This is a genomic window from Thermobifida sp. (assembly GCF_017577275.1).
Classification (GTDB): Bacteria; Actinomycetota; Actinomycetes; order Streptosporangiales; family Streptosporangiaceae; genus Thermobifida; species Thermobifida fusca.
Window position 1 is genome coordinate 23,431 of record NZ_PITY01000036.1, and the last position, 22,478, is coordinate 45,908.

The following is a 22,478-nucleotide window of genomic DNA, read 5'->3' on the forward strand; positions in this document are numbered from 1 at the left end:
CACGGCAATGCGGTTGGAAGGCACTCAGCGCCCCGAAGGCTGAGGGGACCTTGCCGTGGGGATGCCGAGGCGGAGCTGCCCGGGCTGGAATGGTGACGACGAACAGATCGGTCCACGATGCGCCTGCCGACCGCTGCGGATCACCGCCCTAGGCGAGGCCCTGGGCAGTCCACTGCCTTGGATCTCGGAAGCTGCTTGTCCCTGGGGGACGGGCGTCTCTTTCACTGCTGCCCCACCCCACCGGGCAGGAGCCCGTCACATCCAATATGTGATGTCGCTCACAAATCGTGCTGGCGGGGGAGAGAAGCCTGCTGCCTGCACAACCGGTACGCCAGACCTCCCGAACCTGCACCGACCACGAGACAACCGGGACATCCGATGCCCGAACACGTGTGAAGGCCCGCCACCAGTTCCGGTAGCGGACCTTCACACCGTGTCTTCTGTCGGGACGGCGGGATTTGAACCCACGACCCCTTGACCTTATCCAGTAGTGGGCTGGCCAGGGGGTCCATTTCTCAGATAGCTATTTACCTGGGAAGTCGTGCTTGGTGTTTCCGGCTTCGTCCGGCTTCTTCTGGGGCTTGTGTGCACTGAATGTGCAACGTCTGGATGCCTCTCTTTTTCTGGCTGTCCTTGTCATCGCCGCGAGCTCGCCGAGAGTGGGGCGGGGCGTCAAGGAGAAGCCTGAACCCTTACAGCGCTCTATTCCTCTGCCCTTCCCTCTCTTGTTCACCGCCTGGCTGCTGCGCTGTCCTGGTCCTACTTCCCAGTAGCATGGGGTGGGTCTGATGCGGTGGGTGTGGTCCTGGGCTTGGGCCTTTGCCTCGCTCGGCCTTTCTCAAGGTTGGCCCTGTTGGCCGAATCGAACGTCGTGCCGGGGCACGGCGTGGCGCGGGGAAGCCGCGCCGCGCGGAACGCTGGCGAGCGCGGGCTTCCCCGCGCCGGCGCCAACTTCCCGAGAACACCTGCGTGCTCGGAGAATGCTCGGAGCCGGACAAGGTCCACGCCTGGATGCGTGAGACGTGCAACGCTGGCCTGCCACCACCTGACCCTCTCACCCTCGCGTCTGCCCTCTTCCCTCTGCTGCTTTGGGGCTGTTGGACTTCAGGGTGGCCTGTTCACGCCGATCCCCTCGGGATCGGTTTATGACTACGAAGGAATCCTTGATCCTTGTTCTTCCTGACCCTCGCTGGGGCACCCCAGACAGTCCCGGGGGTGACCGCCCACCCGTGGCCATTACCTCAGCCACTCACCTACAGCGACCCGGTTTCTCCTGCCTCAGCCCTCGACCACCGGAGCCTCACCGCCCTCGCCAGAATTGACCCCGGCTTCGGTCGTCACCCCATGCCACCGGACAGCCCCAGACTCCAGAGAGCACAGAGGCGTCCCGCTCCGGTGCGGGACGCCCCCAGGTCACCCAGACTCGGCTTGTCCTCGGCAGCCTCCCCGCGCCGTCAGGCGCGGGCTTGAAGACGTAAAGAAACTTCTCAACACTGTGGTTGGTAGAGCTTGGTCCCGTCGTGGCATCGAATGAAAGGGCCGTCGTCCCGTAATGCGTCCAATACCCTGATTAGCCGGGCTTCCGGCATCCGCTTGCGAGCGTCCTCGATGCTTATCCATGCGGCTTCTACTGCCTCATCAGACTGGTGTGGTTCTTTAGATTCAGGGGCGACCGTGCACTTAATGGCCAGACTTACTATGCCAAGGGGAAGGTTTTTATAGACCCCGATTAACTTCTGGGGTTTTACCTTGACCCCGGTCTCCTCGAAGACCTCTCGCACGACACCGGTCATTGGATCCTCGTGGAGTTCTAGGATTCCTCCAGGAGGGACCCACCGTCCATCATCAGCCCTCTTGATTGCTAGTACTCGGCCTTCGTTGTCAAAAACCACTCCAGTAACGCTGACTGAATGGCGAGGAGGCTCAGACATTGACGGTCCATTCGTAAGACAGCTTCCATTGCGATGCTGGAAAAACGTTCACTGCTGTCTCTATGGGCGTATCGTTCTGGTTGTAGGTGATACGAACTACTTCAAGAACTGGTGCAGCCTCAGCGATGTTGAAAAACTCGACCTCGTTCGTTCGTGCAGAGCGGACTTCGATAGTCTCCACGAAGCGAGTGGCACGGTGGCCTCTAGCAGAGAGGCGTTTGAACATGCCGGTGGGGCCGGTATCGGGCACGGCAATATCCAGCGTTCCTGCGATAGACATGGGGATGTAGGAGGTTGCTAGCTGCATGGGACGCCCGTCGGCATACATCCGCCGTTTGCGGACCATGACCCGCTCGTTGCCGATCTGAAGGTAATCAGCAATCTCTGGCGGGGGGACGATTTCCTTAACTGGGTCCAATTGGGTATGAGGCTCTAGGCCAGCTCTCCTCATCTCCTCGGCGAAGCTTCCACCAGAGCCTTGATAGTTGGCACGTCGAGTCCGCTTGACGGTGGGAACTTCGAGCACGACGGCCCCACGACCGTCTTCGACTCGGACTAGGCCCTCTCGTTTGAGGAGAGCGATGGCGCGGCCAATGGACGTCTGAGCAAGTCCGTATTCACGAGCAAGCGTCGGTTGGCTGGGGAGCATCTCTCCTGGCCTATATTTGCCTCGCTTGATAGCGTCCCGCAATTGATCAGCTACCTGTTCATAGCGTGCTTTGGGTTTTTGTAGTGCCATCCAGACCCCCTTGCTGCCCTTCTGACCTTAGCGCTTAGGTGCTAGGAAAACTCTCACCTCAAGCCCTGTTGACACCTAACCTCTATGTGTTACCTTTGTGTTAGGTGGATGTATGGCCCAACGGCAACTCCTACGTCGACCTAACACCTAACTGTTAGGAGCTATTCCATGCGTTCGATTCCGGTGGACGTCTCGCGGATGGTGTTTATCGCGGCAGGGCCGGTACGGCCGAAGTTGGTGAACCGGCAGACGGGTGAGCTGAAAACCAATGCCCAGGGCGTTCAGCTGTGGCAGGTCAAGGTGTTGGCCCAGGTGGACGAGCAGGACGGGGAAGCGTTGCTGATCTCGTTTCCGGCGCAGTCGCCTCCGCATTTGCGGTTGGGGATGCCGCTGAGGGTGTCGGGGTTGACCGCGATTCCGTGGGAGGCCAGTGGCCGTCATGGGGTGGCGTTCTCGGCGGAGTCGGTTGAGGTGCTCCGGATGGCTCAGGAGGTGGTATGACGCCGTTTCACTTTGTGCTGACGGTCACGCTGCCTGGGGGGAAGCGAATCACGGCGTCTGGGAGGACGACGGTGGTGCCGGGGGCAACTCGCTCAGCTGTCGTGAGGGACCTTTTGGAGCAGGTGGCGGCGGACATGGGTGTGGGGAGACGACAGCTCACCGTCGACTTCCTCAGCTTGGAGCGGGACCAGTTGGAGGTGTCTTGACCTCCGGTCGGTGCGTGACTGGGCGGATGAGTTGGTGCGAAGGACGTTGCTGCTCGGAGAAAGGAGAGGGATGCTGCCCGAGGTGTTGTGGGTGGTGCCGCCTGCTGCTGCGGCGGTGCCTATAGGGGCTGCGGTGTGGCGGAATTGGGCGCCGCAGTCGTGGAACTACGGTCCGGGGGCAGTCGGCTCGGCGTTGCGGGTGCATCTGACGTGGTCGCACGTGGCCGAGGGGTGTGGGCTATCGCGTAAGCGGTCTCGGCTGGGGTGGGAGGACGGTCGGCCGCGGCGGCGGCAGGTGACGCGTGCTCCGAAGCTGCGGTTTCGTCCTTCGGCTCACGGTTTTCGGGTGCGGCTGCGGCTGCATGACGGTCAGACTCCCTCCGACATTGCCCGTGTGCTGGACCGGTTGGCGCATGCCTGGCGGGTACATGCGGTGCGGGTGCGGGATTGGGGCCCTGGCTGGGTAGAACTGGTGGCCACTACTCGGGATCCGCTGGTGAACCTAAAACCCGCTCCGGAGAACGAGGCCGGTCTGCTACGGGTGCAGCTGGGGCGACTGGAGACCGGTGAGCCGTGGGTCGTCGACTTCAGGGTGATCCCGCACTGGCTGGTGATCGGCGCGACTCAGTCCGGCAAAAGCACGGATATTAACGCCATGATTCGAGGGCTGGCGCCTCAGCCGGTGGCATTGGCGGGGTTTGACCTGAAAGGCGGGGTGGAGCTGACTCCATATGAGCCGAGGCTGTCGGCGCTGGCCACCACACGGGATGAGTGCGGGGCGCTGCTGGATGACCTGCTCGGCCTGCTCTCCGACCGGATGGCGCTGTGTCGTGAGCATCGGGTGCGTAATGTCTGGCGTTTGCCCGAGGAGGTCCGGGCGGTTCGGGCGATGCCGGTGGTGGTGTTCGTGGACGAGGTCGCCGAGCTGTATTTGATGGCCGATAGGTCCCAGAAAGAGGAGGTCGCCCGGGCCTCGACGGCGCTCCTGCGCATCGCTCAGCTGGGACGTGCGTTTGCTGTGTACCTGGTGGTGTGCGGGCAGCGGGTGGGTTCTGACCTTGGTCCGGGGGTGACAGCGCTGCGCTCCCAGCTCTCGGGGCGTATCTGCCACCGGGTCAACGACACCGAGACGGCGAAGATGGCACTCGGCGACCTAGCTCCGGAATCGCTGGAGGCGGCCCTGAGCATTCCGGCGGAGATGCCGGGGGTGGCGGTGACCGTGGGCGCGGACGGGCGCTGGCACCGGGCACGTAGTTTCCTGGTCACTGAGGACGAGGCGGAGCAGGCAGCGACTGAGTTCGCGCACATGGCCCCGTCCTGGGCGGAGTTGACGTCTCCGGACGCGACGGTGGTGCCGTTGCGGGATGACGAGGATGTGGCTGAGTTTGTGGAGGTGGCGTGATGGTCCATCCGGCCGGAGAGAAGCTGTCTCTGTCTGATCGCCTGGCCGATCGTCGACGCATCCGGCGAATTCGTCACCACCATGTGAGGACCGCACTCCAGGAGACCATCGCACATCAAAGTGAGATCGCCCGCATCCGGCGCAGTGGTGAAGCTGTGGCGCTCCGTCTAGAGGCCACTCGCCGCCTGGTGCTGGCGGTTCTGCTGCCAGCTTTGGTGTGTTTCGGGGCCTGGTCCACTGCTGGTGTCCAGGCTGGGGCTGTTGCCATGACCCACGCCGCCGCGGGCAGCCCGATGTGGTGGGCGCTGTGGGCGTTGGAGCCCGCACTCATCGCGATCGTGGCCGTGGTGGTGCTGGTCCGGGTCCGCCTACTAGGTGCAGTTCAGGGGGACGACGCTCACACTATCCGCGACGTTCTGACCGCCGCTGAGCGGCTGATGTGGGGAGCCCTGGCGGTATCCCTGGTGCTGAACACCGTGGGTCACTGGCCAGATACTCTGTCCGGTGCTGGCGCGCTGCTCTTCCACGCGCTGGGGCCGATCGGGGCCGCTGCGACAGTTCACCTCATCGGAGTACTCCTGGAAGGAGTCGAGGCAGTCCCGATTCCCAAAACCGAGGCTGCCGACACCCTGAACTCCAAGGACGAAGAGAACCGTAAACCCGAACCGAAACTGGTATCTGAGCTGGCCATTTCAGCCTCACCAGAGCCGGTTGCACCGGTAGTTGAGGCTGATCCATTGCTCGGCTACGCCGCACAGGTCGCCGATGTCTACCGGCAGACCTACGGTCAGCCGATCTCAGCGGAGGCGCTGCGTGACCGCCTGGGCGTGGCCGATGCGGTGGCGGCTCGACTCCATGCGCAACTCGTTTGATGAAAGGAGGTGCACTGTCACTTGGGACAACCCTAAGGAAAGGGACTCCAAGTCCGAAATGCTGACCACGTTGTCGGGTGGAGTGACGGACTGCCGTACTTGCGGTGGCCTGGGTGTGGTACCCGACGAAGAGTCGGTGCAGTTCACCTATATTGCTTGCCCCGATTGCCGCACGAGGCCGTGACTCTGAAAGTCCCGTGGCGCGGACCGCTTCCACACTGCCGCGCCACGGGGTCACCTACCCAACGAACCCAACGAGTTCGAAAGGCGCTTTCAGTATGACACCTGTCGCACGTGGAGGTGAGCGTTGATGTCGTGGTGTGCCTCATGTACCTCCTGCCTGGTTGAGGTCATCGATGACGAAACGGTCTACTGCGGCGAGTGCAGGGGTTACCGAGGGCGACTGACGTGATGCCCTAAAAGATCGCGTTCTGATGCCCTGGCGGTGGTACCGCTTCCAAACACTGACCGCTGCCAGGGCCACCTACCCACCCAACGATGACGAGGTGATCCGTGTCTGATCCTGTCCGAATCGGTCAGCTGCTTGGTCCGGTGCTGGCCGAACTCAGAGAGGACAACTCGCTTGACCGGTGGATCGATCAGGTGCGCTCGCTGCGGGGTTGTACGGCTCCGATACATCTCGCTGGCGAACGCTGTCGCGTAGATGCGTCTACCGGTGAGATTCTCAGCACGTACTCAACTGAGGAGAACGAGCCTCGCGGGGCGTTGCTGGTGCGGTGCAAGAACCGGCGCGTTTCAGTCTGCGCTTCGTGCAGTGAGGAGTATCGGGCTGACGCCTACCAGCTCATCAAAGCAGGAATTACGGGGGGCTCTAAGGGTGTGCCTTCCTCTGTTGGGGTTCATCCTCGGGTGTTCGTCACCCTGACCGCCCCATCGTTTGGTCCGGTCCACCGAGGGCCAGGCAAGGACGGGACGACCCAGCCGTGTCACCCGCGTAGGTCTGGATTGTCTTGTACGAAGTACCACAGATCCGATGATCCGCTGATCGGACAACCGCTGGACCCTGAATCCTATGACTACGTCCAGCACGTGTTGTGGCAGGCGCACTCGGGGGAACTGTGGAGACGGTTCATCATCCACCTGCGCCACCACCTGGCCTCGGCTGCCGGGCTCACTCGCACGGAATTCGCCCAACGAGTACGGGTCTCCTACGCCAAAGTGGCTGAATTCCAGGCACGGGGGGTGGTCCACTTTCATGCGGTGATCCGTCTGGATGGAGCTCGTGGTCCATCGTCGTGGCCGCTGCCTCCGGTATGGGCCTCGTTAGACATGCTGATTGCGGCGGTGCACTCGGCGGTTCGTGCTACGTCACTGGAAGTCACCGTCGGCGACGAGTGCCACCGGCTGGCATGGGGTGAGCAGTACGATGTGCGGCCGATCGGTGAGTTCGGTCCTGAGCACGGGGCGCTCTCCGATACTGCGGTGGCTGGCTACATCGCCAAATACGCCACTAAAGCCGCAGAGGAAGCGGGAGGTCTGGATCGGCGGCTGACTGATATTACCCACCTGGATCCTGAGCAGGTTCGTCCCCACGTAGCGCGGTTGATCGAGACATGCTGGCGGCTGGGTAACCGGCACGTGTATCCAGAGCTGGAGTATCTCAACCTGCGCAAATGGGCGCACATGCTCGGTTTTCGGGGTCACTTCTTGACTAAAAGCCGTAGTTACTCCACCACCCTGGGTGCCCTTCGTCAGGCACGTGCTGACTATTCGGCGGGCTATCCATGGGACCCCGAAACATGGACTCCCACTCGCCAGGATGACCAGGATGACGAGTCCACGCTCGTCCTTTCTGACTGGCGTTACCTCGGCCAGGGATTTACTCCTGGAGAACTCGCTCTGGTTTGTGTGATTACGGGTCGTTCCCCCACCACAAAGGAGGCGCACGATAAGGAGGCGCACGATGAAGTCTTCCCTTGAAGATAGGCTGTGGACCCCTAGGGAGGCGGCAGCGTTCCTGGGCGTCTCAGTCAGGACCCTCTATGACTGGCGTTACCGGGAGGTTGGCCCGCCGTCCTATCTCGTCGGCCGTCGCGTCCGCTACTTCCCCGAAGACCTGCGCGCGTGGGTGCGCGAACAGTGCTAGGAGGGCTGCAGTGGCTCGCGTGTGGATCTACGACCGACAGAACGACAAGCGCTATCGCGAAGCAGCGGCCAAGGCCAAGGCGGCTAGGCGGACTCCTCCTGGCCGCTGGCAGGTGCGTTACTACGATCCGTCCGGCAGGTTGCGAACCGAGACGTTCGCCAAACGGTCGCTGGCAGAACAGCGTAAAACTGAACTGGAGGGGCAGCTGCACTCGGGGATTTACTGTGATCCCTCGGCGGGAAAAGTCGCCTTTGGCGAGGTTGCGGAGTTGTGGCTTGATTCACGCACTGACCTGAAGAGGTCTACATGGTGGAAGTACCGGGGACTACTGGATACCCATCTCAGCCGATGGAGAGAGCTACCTCTGACCGCTATCCACACTGAGGACATCGCGGCGTGGGTGGCTCAGTTGCATCGTCCGAAGTCTGATGGAGGAGCGGGGTTAGGGGCCTCCCAGACTCGGCACGCGTACCGGGTCCTGTCGATGGTGTTGGACTGGTGTGTTCCGCGGCGGCTTCCTCGTAATCCGGCTCAGGGAGTTTCGCTTCCTCGGTGGAGTGAAGCTGAGCATGTGTACTTGACCTATGAGCAGGTTGAGCGGCTCGCTGCTGCTGCGGAGTCCCGGACGACTAGGTATGGGGTTCCTACTGCTAGTGCTGCGGTGAATGGAGCGTTGATTCGGCTGCTGGCCTATACCGGCCTGCGTTGGGGCGAAGCCTCAGCCCTTCGGGTGAAGCACGTGAACCTGGAGGCGCGGCGTATCCGAGTGGCGACCACGTTCAGCGAGGTGAAGGGTGAACTTAGGACTGAGCTTCCTAAAACCGGGGAGCGGCGGACTGTGCCGATTCCGAAGTCTCTGGTGTCTGAGCTGAGGCCTTTGCTGGAAGGGCGTGGCCCTGACGATCTAGTGTTTCGGACCTCTCGGGGAGCGCCTCTCCGGGCTCACAACTGGCGTCGGCGTGAGTTTGCTGCTGCTGTTAGGGCAGCAGGGCTGGATGGCCGTGGTCTAACTCCGCACAAGCTAAGGCACACGGCTGCATCACTGGCGATTGCAGCGGGAGCTGACGTAAAAGTTCTTCAGACGATGCTCGGCCACAGGAGTGCGGCGATGACCCTGGACATCTACGGGCATCTGTTTCCAGATCGTCTGGATGAGGTCGCTGATGCGATGGACGCGCGTAGGACTGCGATCCTGTCCGCCTGGGAGAGTTGAGACTGTTTGCGGGATCATGTGCAATAAATGTGCACTGTTGCCGCGGACGGCTTTCCTCATCGGATGAGTGACGGGCGTTCACCTGGGTGAACGCCCGTCTTCTGTCGGGACGGCGGGATTTGAACCCACGACCCCTTGACCCCCAGTCAAGTGCGCTGCCAAACTGCGCCACGTCCCGGTGGCGGTCGCTTCCGCTCGCGCCAACGGCTTTAACTGTAGCGCATTGTGCGGCATGGTCGTAACAGCATCGGGCGCGCATCGCGAAGCTGATACCGGACAGTGGCCCGCGCGGGCTGCCGAGGCCGCTCTCCTACGCCGACCCGTGCCGGTCACAGTTCCTGGGCTGCGGCACGAGAGGGCGCAGCCGGACCTGGCTGTCTTGCACGACCCAGCGCTCACCCGGCGGCGACGGCACGCAGCGACCGGAAGAATTCGCGGATGTCGTTGAGGAACAGCTCCGGCTCCTCCAACGCAGCAAAATGCCCGCCTCGGTCCGGGACATCCCGCCAGTGCACGATCGTGTTCGACTCCTCCGCAAACCGGCGGATCCCGATGTCGTGCGCGAACTGGATGGCGCCGGTGGGCACTCCCGAGTTGCGGGACGTCTCCTCTGGTGCGCCCTGGTGGGCATAGCCCACATACGCTGCGGATCCCGCGCAGCCGGTGAGCCAGTACAGGGAGGCGGTGCCGAGCACAAAGTCCCACCCGAGAACCTGCTCGGGCAGGGCTTCGGGCGGATAGGTCCAGGACCGCAGCGTGTCGATAATCCACGCGAGCTGCGCGACCGGGCTGTCGGCCGCCATCACCCCGATGAGGCCGGGCGGGCGGATTGCAGGGCCACGTAGCCGAGCCCCGAATTCAGGAACTCGCCGATGCGGCGCATCCGGTCTTGCTCCAGCGGGGAGAGGGCAGCGAAGGCCTTCTCGTCCATGTCCCTGGCGACGTTGCCGAGCGCCCCGTTGACGTGCACTCCGATGACCCGGTCCGGGGCAAGCCGTCCGATCTGCGGGGCGATCGCGGCACCGAGGTCTCCGCCTTGGACAGCGAAACGCTCATAGCCGAGCCGGTCCATGAGGGTAAGCCACGTGGCGGCGATCCGGCTGATCGTCCAGTCGGTGCTGTAGAGGGGAGTGGAGAACGTGAAGCCGGGCAGTGACGGGATCACCACGTCGAAAGCGTCCGCTGCGGTGCCGCCGTACGCTTCGGGGGTCGGTCAGCGGGCCGATCAGGTCCACGAATTCCAGGAATGAGCTCGGCCAGCCGTGGATGAGAAGCAGGGGAACCGATCCGGGCACGGGCGAGCGGGCATGGATGAAGTGGATGATCTGCCCGTCGATAGGGGTAGTGAAGTGCGGGAGGCGGTTCAGGCGGGCTTCGAAGGAGCGCCAGTCGAACTGCCGCCATTCCTCGACGAGGGCGCGTAAGTAGGAGAGCGGAACGCCGGTGCTCCAGTCGTCGCCGGGAAGGGGATGTGGATACCGAGGCGCCTGCAGTCGGAAACGCAGGTCGGACAGGGTCTCTTCGGGGATCGCGATACGGAACGGCGTGAGAGCCGACTCGTCGTGTGAAGGACGCATAGCTTTCTTCTTCCAGCGACAGCGGCCGAGCTATGTCCTGAATTGTCAAATTTTGTGAAATTCGAGCGTGGGATGGTGGCTTCAGAGCCTCTCCGCTGCGGAATTCAGGCAGGACACGCCGCACAGACCTGGGAGAACCCACAGCAGGCCAGAGGCGGCCGGCGTGCCCTCCGTCCCCGCCGGAACCCGGGCCGGGCACGGCCGCCGTTGATTGTCAGCAGCGGAGGGTAGAAAGAGGCCCATGGCCACACCGGTGCATTGGAAACTCGTCATCGACGCGCATGATCCGCACGCCCAAGCGGACTTCTGGGCGGCCGCGCTCCACTACGAGGTGGAAGACAACAGCGCACTCATCGAGCAGCTCCTCGACCAGGGCGTCGTGTCACCGGAGATCCTCACCGAGCACCACGGACGGCGCGCCTGGCGGGACGCGGCAACAATCCGGCACCCTGACGACCCTTACGATCCGCACAGCGGCACGGGGCTGGGACGCCGTGTGCTCTTCAACCGGGTGCCGCTCGCCGAGAAGAAGACCACGAAGAACCGCGTCCATATCGACCTGTACCCTCCGCGGGGAGAGCGGGATGCGGAAGTGGTGCGGCTGCGTGGCCTGGGAGCCCAGGTCTACCGGCACGTCAAAGAGGCGAGCGGCGAGTGGGTGGTGATGACCGACCCGGAAGGCAACGAATTCTGCGTGCACTAGCCCGGTGCGGGGAGCTGCCCAGTGGTGCCGGACCGGTCAGCCGTCGGGCTCTTTGCTCTTGCTCACGTGGTGGAAGGGGCACGGCACCGGCAGCGAAAAAGAGAAGTAGACGAGTCCTCCCACTGCAGTGGGAAGCGCGATGAGACCCCAGCGCCACTCCGCTGTCCACGCCCACAGGCACAGGAATGCCACGGTTGTGGCCATGAGCAGCATGGACATCCACCAGAAGGGGCCTTGCGGCCGGATTTCCGGCTCTTCTGCCTGGTTGAGCAGGAGCATCGCCCGGTCCGCGTCAGCCTGGGTGACGGGGCCGCCGTCCGCGCGCGTCACGATCAGCATGGTCGGCTGACCGTCGAATACGGGATGGACGGCCACCTGCCAGAGCAGTGGGCTCATGATGTCTCCAATGAGGATGCGGCGCAGAGGTTCATCCCCGTTGACCACTCGCTGGAGTGCGGGGTGCCAGGGTGCGTTCTTTCCCCGCAAGAAGCGATTGACGCGTAAGGTAATATCCTCCCTACTCTGCGTTAGACAATTCTTTCGGTGGCGTGGCACAAGTGTGGGGCGGAAGAGTGCAGCAGTGTCCGGATTGTCGGCACGAGCGCTGGACTGAGGGGAGTGGCCAGGGGAGTCGTGCAGGAAAGGACTGCTGGGACTGGGCTGTGCGGAGTATCGGAATGGAGCGGGCTCTTTTCCTGCCATTCGCGGGATAAAAAGGACAAATCGTGATCTACACCATAAAGGTGAAGTTTGATTGTGATCCATCCGAATATCAGACGAAGAACGTCCGTCATCCCTCACCTGCCGCCCACCACGACACGCGGACTGCGCTCCCTGTCCGGACAAGCGATCTGTCTTTACCGAGAAAAACCATGATCCCCGAGGGTGCAGTGGTCGTCCCGCTTAACAGTCCTGCCTAGGGGTAGCGGACAGGTGTCCTTTGCCGGACACCGGTGGAGGCGCCGTCCCACTCGTCAGGGAAACCCAGTCCTCCCCACCTGAAGGCAGGCCCCATGAATCACGGAACACCATCCCCGCTCCACGGAAAAGTCGCTCTCGTCGCCGGGAGCCACCCGGGGCGCGGGCCGGGGAATCGCGGTCGAACTCGGCGCCGCCGGAGCCACGGTCTACGTGACAGGGCGTACCACGCGCACCCGGCGCTCGGAGTACAACCGCCCTGAAACCATCGAGGACACCGCCGACCTGGTCACCGCCGCGGGCGGCCACGGCGTTGCGGTGCCAACCGACCACCTGGTGCCTGACCAGGTCCGCTCCCTTGTGGAGCGGATCAGTAGCGAACAAGGACGGCTTGACATCCTCGTCAACGACGTGTGGGGCGGTGAACTCCTCTTCGAATGGGATGTGCCTCTTTGGGAGCACAACCTGGACAACGGCCTGCGGATGCTGCGGCTAGGCGTGGACACCCACGCCATCACCAGCCACTATGCGCTGCCGCTGCTCTTACGCCGCCCCGGCGGCCTCGTGGTCGAGGTCACCGACGGCACTGCTGAGTACAACGGCTCCCATTACCGCAATTCATTCTTCTATGACCTTGTCAAAACGGCGGTATTGCGCATGGCCTTTGCCCTCTCCCGCGAGATTGGGTCGCGCGGGGCGACCGCGGTGGCGGTGACCCCTGGGTGGCTGCGGTCCGAGCTCATGCTGGACGCCTACGGGGTGACGGAGGAGAACTGGCGGGACGCCCTTGCCCAGGAGCCGCACTTCTGCATCTCCGAGACGCCGCGCTATGTGGGGCGGGCCATTGCTGCCTTGGCCGCTGACCCCGACGTTGCCCGCTGGAACGGGGCATCCCTGTCCAGCGGGCAATTAGCGCAGGTCTACGGCTTCACCGACCTTGACGGCAGCCAGCCGGATGCCTGGCGGTACCTGGTCGAGGTCCAGGACGCGGGAAAACCTGCTGACCCCACCGGGTACCGCTAGACCGCTGTCTCCTACCGTTCCGGAGGCACGGTCGGTCAGGCACTGCCTGGACAACCGCTGTCACCGTCGCCACGGCAGCCCGGTCACAGTCGGCGAAGGCCTTCCAGCACTCGCTCGAGCAGGCGGCGGTCGACACAGGGAGGAGGCGTGTCCACGACCAGGGCAGCCTCCCGCAGCAGCTCGACCAGCACCGTGACCTTGGCCAGCGGCATACCCGAGTCGAGCGCCAAATCCAGCACCCGGGTTCCGGCAGGACCCGCGCGCAGACAGGACGCGTACACCACGGCCGCGGGACGCGGCAGGTCGGTGGGCAGGGGCATGCGCGGATCGTGGACCCGCACCGAGTGGAGTTCGGTCACCGGGGGGCGGGTCCGGCGCCGCCGGCCCACATAGCCAGAGGCCCCGAGGGGACGGTACTCCGGGAGTCCGGTGCCGATCTCCCACCGCATCGCGGTACTCCGCCGTCTCCGAGGAAGCGAAGGCAATGGGGCGGAAGGACAACCGTTCTCCCGGTGCCACGCCACCGCAGGATGGTGGACTGGTCCGAAGAGTTCGTGGACACGGTTCCCGGTCTGGGCTTCGGGTGACCTGCCGCCGCGCATGGTTCCTCTTCCTTTTAGTCCTCGAAGAGAGCAGCGTCTGGTTTCCGGTTGCGCCGCCCTCCCTATTGAGCGGGATGCGGCCCTCCCCAGTCGAGAGGGGGGAAACAGACATCGCTCATCGTCGGAAACTCCGATTACTCGGTACGCCGGTTTCCCCGGCCCGAAACATCCCCGAACAAAACAGAACACTTTGCAACGCGTTGGACCGGGGAAGCACAGGAAACAAAGGTTCTGTAGGGCAACAGCGGCAACCCGACTGACCGTGAACCGCAGTAATCGCTGGTCCGACCCCACAACACGGAATGTCAAGAGACAAGAAGCAGCACAGAAAAAGCTGTCGCCACGGTCGAGAACCAGGCGGTAAGAAGAGACCGGGACATGCCTCGGCTTAGGAAATCTTCGAGGCCAGCACGGCACAATCAACCGGCATTAACGCTGATGAAAGGAGTGCTGCCGCCGTAGAAGCCCGATGCGGGGCCCGGAATCGGCGCTGCCCCGCTCCAGCGGGCATTCCCCACCCCTTAAGTGGACCGATTCTCCCCCAAAGGGGATCCTGAATCCGACAACGTGTCCAGCCGTCTCTCACTCGCGGAGGAGGAACCGGTGCCTCGACCCCCCAAGCCGCTGCGGCCTGAGCGGTCCCCCGCCGACTGGTTCGGCGCGGAGCTGCGGTACTGGCGTGAACACCGGAAACTGACTCAGCGGGAACTCGCGCAACGTGTATGGGTCAGCACGAGTCTGGTTGGACGCATCGAAGTCGCGGAACGCTCCTGCCCACCCGATTTAGCGCGACGTTTCGACGAAGTTCTCGAAACCGGGGGAGTGCTCAGCCGCGCGCTGCGTTTGATCAATGCAACCGAAGGGGATTCCGACACAAAGTCAGAGAAGGGCGGAAAAACGGCCGATCCCCCAGCCAGAAATCCGCTCTCCGGGTCTTCCCGTGACCTGTGCCCGGCAGCGGGAACGATCCGTGACATCGCTGAAACCACGGTGAATGACCTGATGAAACGCAGAGACGCGCTGGCAGCAGGCGGTGCGCTAGTCGTCGGAACGGCGCTGACAGAAACATTGGAACGCTGGCTGGTTCCCCTCCGCAAACCAGTCACGCGGCAATCCGGCGCCCCAGAGGAAACAGAGCTCGAACGGATCGAAGCCGGAGTAGCCGCCTTGCGGCACTGGGATGACCGGTGGCGGCTGGGCATCAGCCGCAAAGCCGTGGTGGCCCAGTTGTCCGAGGTCGCAGACATGGCTGGAGAGATCCGGTCCGCAGCAATCCAACCCCGCCTCTTCCTCGCCATGGCCGAGCTTTCCCGCATTGCGGCGGCAATGTCCTATGACGAGGGCGACCACCCCAGCGCACAGAAGTACTACACGCTCTCCCTGCGCGCCGCACACCAGGCAGGACCGGACTACGAGCTGTACGGGGTGGGAGTGCTCGCCGATATGGCCCGGCAGATGCTTGACCTGCACCGGCCCCAAGACGCGTTGGAGATCTCCCGGCTCGCGTTGGACGGGGCGCGCACCCGCAAAGCACCCCCCGCGATGATGTCCATGCTCTACACCCGGGAAGGCTGGGCCTATGCCCGGATGGGACGCGTCCAGGCCTACCGGCGGACAGTCGCGCAGGCAGAAGAAATGCTCGAAAACGACACTGCGGAGCCGCTCCCCGAATGGGTGCGGACCATCGACCGCGCAGAACTGTCCGGGGTGGTGGGCGCACGCTACCGGGATCTCGCGCAAAACCAAGATGATCCGGCAGCGAAACGGAAGAACGCCGAAGAGGCACTCCACTACATCACGCAGGCACTGGAGCTGCGGCCGCCCACCCGGCGCCGCAACCAGGCATTCGACCTCATCGGCCTGGGGCGCACCTATCTGCTGCTCAACGAGCCGGTAGAGGCCGCCAATGCGGTCTGTAATGCTGTAGCCGTCGCAGGAGGGCTGAGGTCAGGCCGGGTACGGCGGCGCCTCCAGGACTGGTATCGGGAAGCCGAACCGTTCCGCAGGGAACCGGTGGTGGCGGAACTACGCGAGGAATTGTCCCGTACGCTCCTGGCCAAGAGTCAAACGTGATGAAGGGGATGCAGGAGTGCGAATTGGGATTACCGGGCATTCCAACCTGACTGCCGACAGCATGGATCTGGTGCGCCAGGCACTGACTGAGGCGCTTACGCCTTACGCGGACGGTGAGCTTGTCGGGGTCTCCTGCCTGGCCCGCGGCGCTGACCAGCTTTTCGCTGAAGCAGTCTTGGCTGTAGGCGGGCAGTTGGAAGTAGTGCTGCCGTCCGCGGACTACCGGGAGACCAAGGTGAAACCGGACAACTTGGAACAGTTTGACCGGTTGCTGGTCCGCTCGAGCCTGGTGCGCTACATGTCGCACCTGACTGCGGGCAGACAGGCCTATGAGGATGCGAACGAGGCGGTGATCGGCAGCGTCGACCGGCTCTTCGCGGTGTGGGACGGCCAGCCCGCTTCCGGGAAAGGCGGCACCGCGGACGCGGTGGCGGCTGCCCGGGCCAGGGGCGTGCCGGTGGATGTCATCTGGCCGGAAGGAGCGCGCCGCGAGTAATCATTTTTTCGGTTGTTCGGGAGCGTTCCCACGGCCTGGAGACTCTTCGACGCGAAAAGTCAAGGCCTTGAAACCGACAATGTGCTCCCGGGCCGAGGGGTGCTGAGCGGAAACTCCGCGCCTCAGAAAGGAATGCGACGGTTTGCCGTCCGCCGCCGTGGGCGGCAAACCGTCCAGCCGCCTACGATTCCACTGTGCCGGCCGCGGTCAGCCCCAGACGGTCCTTCACGCATCTTCCGCCGCCCGGCACGCTCGCCTCCTCCCGAGTGACCGGCGAGAACGCCGCCACCAGCGTGCTCCGCCGCGACAGTTCGGCCCTACCCCGAGACATTTGCCGGGAGGTTAAAAGCCCCACGGTGGCCGAGGCCAGCACACGCACGGCCCCTACCCTGCACCAGCCGGGACAGCGGTACCTGTCCGCCATTCCCGAAACGGAAGGCTCACGTCTTCACAAAGGCTATCTGAACCCGCGCTCTCTGACCGTCGAATGGATCAGGAACTTCCGTTGCGAAGAGCTCCGGAAGCGCAGAGAAAAGATATCGGCCAGCGCATCCGCCACCCCGGACGAAAGAAAAGTCGTTTTCCCGGTTTCGGGAAAGCAATGTCAGAAAAAGGAGCTCTCTCGCTTTTCAACGAGTAAGAATACGCGTAGCGTGATAGTCGTCCTATGCGGCGGGGGAGAGCAGTGTGGCTGCGGAGATCCCACAGCCCTGCCTGCTTCCGGGAAAACCACGGAACCGGCCTAGGGCGAACCCTGCCGACCAGGGCGTCACACGACCGCAATGCCGGGGCCCCAGCCGAAGACGGCACGAGGACGCCTCGCCCCGCCTGAGCACATGATGGGGGATGCGATGGTCAAGGTTGCCTGCCACGTGTCCGAATCACCACACGCGCACCACCGAACGCTCCGTCTCCTCTCCGCCACCTCTACCGAAGGAGCGGTGGCAGGATGAACGTATCCTCCACGGCCTTCGCCGGTAGCCCGTACAGCGTGGCTGAAGCCCGCGCATTCGTCACCGCATGCTTGCGGAGCAACCCGTACACCTTCGTCCCTGACGAGGTAGTGGAACGAGCCGAACTGATCACCTCCGAACTCGCGACGAATGCGCTCCGCCATACCCGGTCCGGGGACCCGGGAGGCTCCTACGAGGTCCATGTCGCCGTGGAACACTCCGAGATCCGGGTGGAAATCCACACCCGGGAGCCCCGGCTGCCCCACACCGTGCCGCACGTGGTGTCCCGCGCGAACGATCCCACTCGGATCACCGGCCGCGGCCTCTACCTCGTCGACCTGCTCGCCACCCGCTGGGACAGCCTGGCACCCCCCTCCAAAGGCGTCTACTTCGTCCTCCACTGGAAAAACACCGTCGACTACCCTCTCGCCAGACGCGATTGAGGCTCCCAATGCCGGGGACTACCGGCAGGGAAGGACCACCCCAGCAGGGGGTGAGTCCGCTCGCGCGTGCAGGCCAGGAACCCGACGGGGGCCGCGGCCAAGCGCAAAAAGCTCCTATCACCCAACCTTTGCGCGCAGCTATCCGCGGGAGCACCCCGGGGATACAGTGCCGCAGCGGTCCGGCTGGCCGGGGAACCCTTAGGTAGTCCGTCACGGACGTACCGCAGCAGTCTGCACACTGCGCGTCACAGCTTTTCGTGGAGCTGGGCCATCAGCCTGCGGGAACAGCCCAATGGGAGGGCCGCACCCCGCAAGTCGGAGAACAGTTGGGAATAGTCCTCCACCGCTTCCGGATCGTCCGTGGGCTTTCCTGCCCGGCGAGTCTCCACGTACAGGACCGGGTTCTTCCAGGGAACCGTGAACAGCGCAAAACCGTTCGACAGCCCCGGATGGTGCTCACTGTCGTACGGCACCACCTGGATCGACACGAACGGCCGCGAACTCTCCTGCAGCAGATGGCCGATCTGGCGGCGCATGACCTCACGGCCCCCCGTGGGGCGGCGCAGCACCCCCTCGTCCACGACCACGATCAAGCGGGGCGGCCGCTCCTGGTCGAAGATCGCTTTACGTTCCATCTGCCCCCGGACCAGCTCCTCGATTTCGGCTGGAGTGGCCCGGGGATGGCTGACCCGAAGGATGTGCGCGGCATACTCTTCGGTCTGCAGCAGACCCGGCACCATGAGCGGGTGGTAGACCCAGATCTCGGAGGCCGCCCGTTCCAGGTCGGCCACCTGCTCATACCAGGGCGGCAGACCGGCCCCCCGAGACCGGTCCCACAGCTCCGTCAACGTGCCGGGTATGCCGAGCGCGGCGTCGATACGTTCCACATGGTCCCTTTTGATGCCGCGTGTGCCGCGCTCCATCGCGCTCAGCATGGTCGGCGAAAGAGCAACCAGCTTCGCCAGCTCTTCCTGGGAAAGTCCAGCGTGTTGCCGGTGCTCCCGAATCTTCTGTCCGATTTTTACCCAAGGGCCCCCGTCTTTCTGCACACCTTTCCTCACTTCTGCACTGATTCAGCACAGTTGATCGTCGTGTCGGACTTAGTGCTTCACTTTAGTCAAACTCATGGAAAGCAACTGCAGGTTTGGGAATGGTGAATAGCGAAGGCGCGAGCGGAAACGCTTTCTCCGCTCCAACCTTCGCAAACATTCCTCATTCGGAATAACGGTGACAAACCAGGAAAACTCTTCGAAAGTGTCGTCGGCTAGGGGGTGACTCGTGGATTACGACGCTGCCTGCACCAGGCCCCACCTGCCCCGCGGCCGTCGCCCGCGCGGCCCGACCCAGCACACCAAGCGGTGATGGGAACTGTCTGTCCTTGCCCTTGACCGCCGCACCTCAGTCTCCGCGCGGCAGGCAGCACACACCCACTGCGTCGAAAACAGTCCACCCACCGTCCGCTGACACCACCCGCAACCATGCCCGCCACGAATACGACCTGACCCCTGCCGGGAAGCCTCCGCTGACCCGGACTGCTCCACCGCAGCCGAGGAACTCAGCTTTCCCCTGCTGGGCCGACAACATCCCCTCCTCGTGATGGCCCGGCCAATTCCTGGACGGGCGTACCGCCTCCTCCCCGGTACGCCCGCCCGGGGCAACCGTCACCTCACCTCTGCGGGAACGGATCATCCTTCTCCCCTCCCGGCACCCGTCCCCGCCCATCGGCCCTACTCAGGCACACGTATGAACCACATCGACCACCCCGTAACCCTGTACGCCGGACCGTTAGACGGCCTCGTCATGCCCGCCGCTGAACTGGAGGAGCTCGTTCGGGAGTACTGCGGCGACCGCCTCGTCTTCCTCTCCTGCTTCGGAGTGAGCGGCCTCTACCAGGAGCAGGACGGCCAATGGGTCTACGCCGCTCCGGGACTGCTCGACAAGAAGCGGTGAACAGCATCCCCGCCCCACGCCTGGCATAGGCCCCATCCACTCCCCACAGAGACACGCCAGCGCTGCAGACCGTATTCTGGACCAAAAATGACCGGAATAGGAGCGGGCCTTGGTGGATGCCGTCGCCGCACCCACCATCGAAAGGAGAAACCCCACCACAACCACCAGGTTTCGTGGGGATTCCCAAGAGTGTTCCCCCCCTTGCGCGGGGAGGGTGGACCGGCCCCAGGCAACACCCGGTGAAGCACTCTCGCCGCTGCGAGGCCCGCACCGAGCAGACCGCCGGTCCACCCCCGCGACCTGTGGAGCGGATCAGGGTTCGACCTGATGAGGGAAAGCCGAACCCTGATGTCTGCACCCCCGAGGAAAGCGGGAACGCTTCCTAGTCGTCGTCATCGTCCTCGAAAACCTCGCCGATGGCGTCCATGATTTCACCCGCCACGTAACCGGCAGCCATACCCCCGATGACCCCCATGGCGACCCCGCCCAAGCCGCCCCCACCACTGTGGTGCTCCGGATGTCCGTAGCCCGGCGGGGGATAGTGGCCGGGATGTCCGTGGCCGTAACCACCGAAAAGGCTGCGGTGCTGGGACAACGACTGGGCAACCCACGAGTCGACCTGCGCCACCCAGTCCACGCGGTCGACATCAGCGTGTGAAGCCCGGAACCGGCCGTAGATGTCCGCACCCTCGGTGAACAGCCCACCGCGCTTGTCGAACTCGATGATCACGTCGACGCCCTCCGGGTCGGCGACGAAACTCACCTCGACCTCGTTGATCTCGTGGGCGTAGCGCGGCGAAGGGTGGAACTCGATTTCCTGGAAGAACGGGAACTGCTGCGCAGTGCCCACCAGGTGCCCCTGCTCCAAGTCCATGTGCTTGAGCACGAAACCGAGCCGGGCGAACGCGTCCAGGATCCGGTCCTGGACAGGAAGCGGATGGATGAGCACCGGGTCCAAGTCGCCCTTGTCGACGGCGTGGGCAATGGCCACATCAGTCCGCAGCCCCACCCTGGCCCCCGGAAGCGGGCCCCCGCCCGCCGCGGTGATCGGTGCCTGCCACGGCACCGGGTAACGGAACGGAATGGAATGGCGCTGCCCAGGCCCGAGCGGGAAGGCGCCGGTCACCGGGAAACGGGCGAACTCGACGCGGGAAACCCCTTCGGTGTCCCCGGCCTCCACTTCCACGGCCGAGGCGAGACACACGCTGATCTCCTCAATGAGCACCTCACTCTCGCCCCCGACCAGTTCAACAGTCCCCTCCAGAAACTCGCCGGGCCGAGTGTGGGGGGAACGCAGCACCGTGTCGACGCTGGGGCCTCCCACCCCGAAAGCCGTAAGCAAACGCCTGAAAACCATGCTGTCCTTTTCAACAGGTAGAGAAACGTTCGCGGCGATCACCGCGGCCTCACCGGGCGCGGCACCGTAACGCCATGGGAGACGTTCCGGTCCAGCGGAGAGTTCCACTAGCGTGAACGTTAAAGGAGGCCACAGAAAGCACTATGCCGACAACTCCAAGTTATTGCAGCTCAAAAGCGCTTTTATGGGGGTGAGGCAAGGGAAGGGGAGCAGAGCGCCCCGGTGCAGCGAGACACCCGCTCCCTTTTTCTGCAGGACCGTTATACGGTATTGGGCCTAGCGCTATCAGACAAACTGCGGCCGGACGAAGAACAGAAGCCGTGGACAACGGCCAACAGTATTCCCTCGCCGGTGCTGCTCAATACCCCGTGACCCCACGTCGCCGGCACAGCGCACCCTCGGTTGAGGACATCCCCACCCCGGTCAGAGCGGTGGGCACACTGCTGTCCCACTGGTGGATGCGCTCGAAGAACCCCGAACAGTCACCGGCTACTCCGGAACGCCGCGCCCGGGCCGCACCACGAAGTAGAACGAGAGCATCAACGTGCTCACCAGGAACCGCATCCAGTCGTCGATCCCGTTGAAGGAAATGAAGTTCGCCCAAAACGGGATCGGGCCGAACAGCTTGTCCACAGTCGTGAAGTCAAGCAGTACCCCGAAGAACCACAGGGCCAGGTAGACCAGACCGCCGAGCAGCAGGTACAGGCGCGAAAAACGCGCCCCTTTCCACGCTGCGGCCAACCCGGCAACACCCAAAAACAGGTGCAACAGGTTGTGCAGCACCGACACCTGGAACACGCCGAGCAGTCTCGCTTCCGAGTAGTGCCCGGACAAGGCCATCGAAGAGTAGTCGCTGGTGACACCTGGGATGAACCCGAGAATCCCGGCCAGGAGGAACAAGCCGCCCATCACACCAGCGGCAATCCGGGCGGGGCGCCGTGTTGCGTCAGCAACTTCCCGTGTCCGTTCCAGCAGCATGGCGACCTCCCATGTCGACTAGCCTTCCCTCTACCCGGCGGCCACGCTGAAACACGGTCGTCCCAGGGCTGGCCTTTCGGAGGCGAGACCAGGACGTCTGCGGACAGCAGACAGTCCCAGGAGCATTGCGAGGATGCCAACGTCGCTTTCCCCGCCAGTGATCTGGCGGCAGGCAGAACGACGCGCTTCCACCGGACAGTCGGTTGCCGTCGCCGCAGGCCGATGGGTTTGCACCCCGCCTCAACCTAGAAAGACTGTCCCGGTCCTGCTGTGATGAATCCCAGCGGAGGGCAAGGCCCGGCCAGTGTCAGGCAATTGGCTGCCCAGAGCAGAGATTCCGGCTAAATTGACCTATGCGAGCGGTGGGCCGAACCTCCTGATACCCAGAAGATTGATAACGAGAAGATAACGCCCTCTAAAACTGCAGGTCATCT

At 63.7% G+C, this 22,478-nt stretch carries 22 protein-coding genes, 1 tRNA gene and 1 pseudogene; 12 read left to right on the forward strand and 12 right to left on the reverse strand.

All coding sequences use genetic code 11. The features are described from left to right. Positions 1-1,487: 1,487 nt before the first annotated feature. Both CW348_RS15780 and CW348_RS15785 read right to left on the reverse strand, forming a co-directional pair. The gene (locus CW348_RS15780; protein WP_287464207.1) at positions 1,488-1,931 is read right to left on the reverse strand and encodes an NUDIX hydrolase; all 444 of its coding nucleotides are present in this window, start codon (positions 1,929-1,931) and stop codon (positions 1,488-1,490) included. Further along, entirely contained in the window at positions 1,924-2,670 is a 747-nt protein-coding gene (locus tag CW348_RS15785; RefSeq protein WP_287464209.1) for a GntR family transcriptional regulator, read from the reverse strand. The genes CW348_RS15780 and CW348_RS15785 overlap by 8 nt, the downstream gene beginning before the upstream one ends. Positions 2,671-2,838: 168 nt before the next feature. Here CW348_RS15785 and CW348_RS15790 point away from each other — a divergent pair, with 168 nt between their 5' ends. The 6 genes from CW348_RS15790 to CW348_RS15815 all read left to right on the forward strand — a co-directional run bounded on the left by CW348_RS15790 (position 2,839) and on the right by CW348_RS15815 (position 8,971). Then, a complete protein-coding gene (locus CW348_RS15790; protein ID WP_287464211.1) occupies positions 2,839-3,171 on the forward strand; it encodes a hypothetical protein in 333 nt (110 codons plus the stop codon). A gap of 552 nt (positions 3,172-3,723) precedes the next feature. Further along, the gene (locus CW348_RS15795) at positions 3,724-4,779 is read left to right on the forward strand and encodes an FtsK/SpoIIIE domain-containing protein (protein WP_353801455.1); all 1,056 of its coding nucleotides are present in this window, start codon (positions 3,724-3,726) and stop codon (positions 4,777-4,779) included. A 266-nt stretch (positions 4,780-5,045) separates the two neighbouring features. Beyond that, positions 5,046-5,651 (forward strand): hypothetical protein, encoded by a 606-nt coding sequence (locus CW348_RS15800; RefSeq protein WP_287464213.1) that lies wholly within the window; start codon positions 5,046-5,048, stop codon positions 5,649-5,651. A gap of 552 nt (positions 5,652-6,203) precedes the next feature. Next, positions 6,204-7,592, forward strand: coding sequence for a replication initiator (locus CW348_RS15805; RefSeq protein ID WP_341456496.1), 1,389 nt, complete (start codon positions 6,204-6,206; stop codon positions 7,590-7,592). Then, complete coding sequence (locus tag CW348_RS15810; RefSeq protein WP_278459824.1) at positions 7,576-7,758, forward strand: AlpA family transcriptional regulator; 183 nt, start codon at positions 7,576-7,578, stop codon at positions 7,756-7,758. Before CW348_RS15805 ends, CW348_RS15810 begins: the two co-directional genes overlap by 17 nt. A 484-nt stretch (positions 7,759-8,242) precedes the next feature. After that, positions 8,243-8,971, forward strand: a complete 729-nt coding sequence (locus tag CW348_RS15815) for a site-specific integrase (protein WP_278459825.1) — start codon at positions 8,243-8,245, stop codon at positions 8,969-8,971. Between the two features lie 104 nt (positions 8,972-9,075). On the opposite strand, the gene CW348_RS15820 is transcribed toward CW348_RS15815, so the two are convergent. The 4 genes from CW348_RS15820 to CW348_RS15835 form a co-directional block, all read right to left on the reverse strand. Further along, positions 9,076-9,149, reverse strand: a tRNA-Pro gene (locus CW348_RS15820). 217 nt (positions 9,150-9,366) lie between these two features. Further along, positions 9,367-9,774: a hypothetical protein gene (locus tag CW348_RS15825; protein ID WP_234351636.1), complete on the reverse strand. Its 408-nt coding sequence runs from the start codon at positions 9,772-9,774 to the stop codon at positions 9,367-9,369. Beyond that, entirely contained in the window at positions 9,774-10,139 is a 366-nt protein-coding gene (locus tag CW348_RS15830) for an alpha/beta fold hydrolase (protein WP_258076932.1), read from the reverse strand. The genes CW348_RS15825 and CW348_RS15830 overlap by 1 nt, the downstream gene beginning before the upstream one ends. Then, positions 10,024-10,548: an epoxide hydrolase N-terminal domain-containing protein gene (locus tag CW348_RS15835; RefSeq protein WP_258076933.1), complete on the reverse strand. Its 525-nt coding sequence runs from the start codon at positions 10,546-10,548 to the stop codon at positions 10,024-10,026. Before CW348_RS15835 ends, CW348_RS15830 begins: the two co-directional genes overlap by 116 nt. A 241-nt stretch (positions 10,549-10,789) precedes the next feature. On the opposite strand from CW348_RS15835, the gene CW348_RS15840 reads away from it, so the two are divergent. Beyond that, complete coding sequence (locus CW348_RS15840; protein WP_104613113.1) at positions 10,790-11,251, forward strand: VOC family protein; 462 nt, start codon at positions 10,790-10,792, stop codon at positions 11,249-11,251. Positions 11,252-11,287: 36 nt separating this feature from the next. Here CW348_RS15840 and CW348_RS15845 read toward each other — a convergent pair whose 3' ends face one another. Further along, complete coding sequence (locus tag CW348_RS15845; RefSeq protein WP_016188557.1) at positions 11,288-11,647, reverse strand: hypothetical protein; 360 nt, start codon at positions 11,645-11,647, stop codon at positions 11,288-11,290. A 617-nt stretch (positions 11,648-12,264) separates the two neighbouring features. Here CW348_RS15845 and CW348_RS15850 point away from each other — a divergent pair. Continuing rightward, positions 12,265-13,192: pseudogene (locus CW348_RS15850) on the forward strand (SDR family oxidoreductase). 83 nt (positions 13,193-13,275) lie between these two features. On the opposite strand, the gene CW348_RS15855 reads toward CW348_RS15850, so the two are convergent. Then, entirely contained in the window at positions 13,276-13,641 is a 366-nt protein-coding gene (locus CW348_RS15855; RefSeq protein WP_016188559.1) for a DUF742 domain-containing protein, read from the reverse strand. A gap of 756 nt (positions 13,642-14,397) precedes the next feature. Here CW348_RS15855 and CW348_RS15860 point away from each other — a divergent pair. Both CW348_RS15860 and CW348_RS15865 read left to right on the forward strand, forming a co-directional pair. Then, on the forward strand, positions 14,398-15,867 hold the full coding sequence (locus CW348_RS15860; RefSeq protein WP_016188560.1) for a helix-turn-helix transcriptional regulator: 1,470 nt from the start codon (positions 14,398-14,400) through the stop codon (positions 15,865-15,867). A gap of 61 nt (positions 15,868-15,928) precedes the next feature. Then, positions 15,929-16,363, forward strand: coding sequence for a hypothetical protein (locus CW348_RS15865; protein WP_173668179.1), 435 nt, complete (start codon positions 15,929-15,931; stop codon positions 16,361-16,363). Positions 16,364-16,544: 181 nt separating this feature from the next. Here CW348_RS15865 and CW348_RS15870 read toward each other — a convergent pair whose 3' ends face one another. Continuing rightward, complete coding sequence (locus tag CW348_RS15870) at positions 16,545-16,694, reverse strand: hypothetical protein (RefSeq protein ID WP_156482479.1); 150 nt, start codon at positions 16,692-16,694, stop codon at positions 16,545-16,547. Between the two features lie 618 nt (positions 16,695-17,312). On the opposite strand from CW348_RS15870, the gene CW348_RS15875 reads away from it, so the two are divergent. Next, complete coding sequence (locus CW348_RS15875; RefSeq protein ID WP_011291694.1) at positions 17,313-17,759, forward strand: ATP-binding protein; 447 nt, start codon at positions 17,313-17,315, stop codon at positions 17,757-17,759. Between the two features lie 245 nt (positions 17,760-18,004). Here the strand turns inward: CW348_RS15875 and CW348_RS15880 are convergent, their stop codons facing one another. Next, positions 18,005-18,820 carry a helix-turn-helix transcriptional regulator gene (locus tag CW348_RS15880; protein WP_338010693.1) on the reverse strand — a complete coding sequence of 272 codons (816 nt, stop codon included), beginning with the start codon at positions 18,818-18,820 and terminating at the stop codon, positions 18,005-18,007. Between the two features lie 682 nt (positions 18,821-19,502). Between CW348_RS15880 and CW348_RS15885 the strand changes: the two genes are divergently transcribed. Continuing rightward, positions 19,503-19,709: a hypothetical protein gene (locus CW348_RS15885; RefSeq protein ID WP_016188561.1), complete on the forward strand. Its 207-nt coding sequence runs from the start codon at positions 19,503-19,505 to the stop codon at positions 19,707-19,709. A gap of 382 nt (positions 19,710-20,091) precedes the next feature. Here the strand turns inward: CW348_RS15885 and CW348_RS15890 are convergent, their stop codons facing one another. Both CW348_RS15890 and CW348_RS15895 read right to left on the reverse strand, forming a co-directional pair. Next, on the reverse strand, positions 20,092-21,066 hold the full coding sequence (locus CW348_RS15890; RefSeq protein WP_011291697.1) for a sporulation protein: 975 nt from the start codon (positions 21,064-21,066) through the stop codon (positions 20,092-20,094). A gap of 489 nt (positions 21,067-21,555) precedes the next feature. Beyond that, complete coding sequence (locus CW348_RS15895; RefSeq protein WP_011291698.1) at positions 21,556-22,044, reverse strand: DUF4383 domain-containing protein; 489 nt, start codon at positions 22,042-22,044, stop codon at positions 21,556-21,558. Positions 22,045-22,478: the final 434 nt, after the last annotated feature.

Bases quoted from the DNA above. Each gene is read 5' to 3' on its own strand.
- CW348_RS15890 (WP_011291697.1), bottom strand. From the start codon at position 21,066: ATGGTTTTCAGGCGTTTGCTTACGGCTTTCGGGGTGGGAGGCCCCAGC.
- CW348_RS15895 (WP_011291698.1), bottom strand. From the start codon at position 22,044: ATGCTGCTGGAACGGACACGGGAAGTTGCTGACGCAACACGGCGCCCC.
- CW348_RS15800 (WP_287464213.1), top strand. From the start codon at position 5,046: ATGACCCACGCCGCCGCGGGCAGCCCGATGTGGTGGGCGCTGTGGGCG.
- CW348_RS15790 (WP_287464211.1), top strand. From the start codon at position 2,839: ATGCGTTCGATTCCGGTGGACGTCTCGCGGATGGTGTTTATCGCGGCA.
- CW348_RS15855 (WP_016188559.1), bottom strand. From the start codon at position 13,641: ATGCGGTGGGAGATCGGCACCGGACTCCCGGAGTACCGTCCCCTCGGG.
- CW348_RS15835 (WP_258076933.1), bottom strand. From the start codon at position 10,548: ATGCGTCCTTCACACGACGAGTCGGCTCTCACGCCGTTCCGTATCGCG.
- CW348_RS15810 (WP_278459824.1), top strand. From the start codon at position 7,576: ATGAAGTCTTCCCTTGAAGATAGGCTGTGGACCCCTAGGGAGGCGGCA.
- CW348_RS15840 (WP_104613113.1), top strand. From the start codon at position 10,790: ATGGCCACACCGGTGCATTGGAAACTCGTCATCGACGCGCATGATCCG.
- CW348_RS15870 (WP_156482479.1), bottom strand. From the start codon at position 16,694: ATGTCTCGGGGTAGGGCCGAACTGTCGCGGCGGAGCACGCTGGTGGCG.
- CW348_RS15845 (WP_016188557.1), bottom strand. From the start codon at position 11,647: ATGAGCCCACTGCTCTGGCAGGTGGCCGTCCATCCCGTATTCGACGGT.
- CW348_RS15875 (WP_011291694.1), top strand. From the start codon at position 17,313: ATGAACGTATCCTCCACGGCCTTCGCCGGTAGCCCGTACAGCGTGGCT.
- CW348_RS15885 (WP_016188561.1), top strand. From the start codon at position 19,503: ATGAACCACATCGACCACCCCGTAACCCTGTACGCCGGACCGTTAGAC.
- CW348_RS15825 (WP_234351636.1), bottom strand. From the start codon at position 9,774: ATGGCGGCCGACAGCCCGGTCGCGCAGCTCGCGTGGATTATCGACACG.
- CW348_RS15780 (WP_287464207.1), bottom strand. From the start codon at position 1,931: ATGTCTGAGCCTCCTCGCCATTCAGTCAGCGTTACTGGAGTGGTTTTT.
- CW348_RS15785 (WP_287464209.1), bottom strand. From the start codon at position 2,670: ATGGCACTACAAAAACCCAAAGCACGCTATGAACAGGTAGCTGATCAA.
- CW348_RS15815 (WP_278459825.1), top strand. From the start codon at position 8,243: ATGGTGTTGGACTGGTGTGTTCCGCGGCGGCTTCCTCGTAATCCGGCT.
- CW348_RS15865 (WP_173668179.1), top strand. From the start codon at position 15,929: ATGGATCTGGTGCGCCAGGCACTGACTGAGGCGCTTACGCCTTACGCG.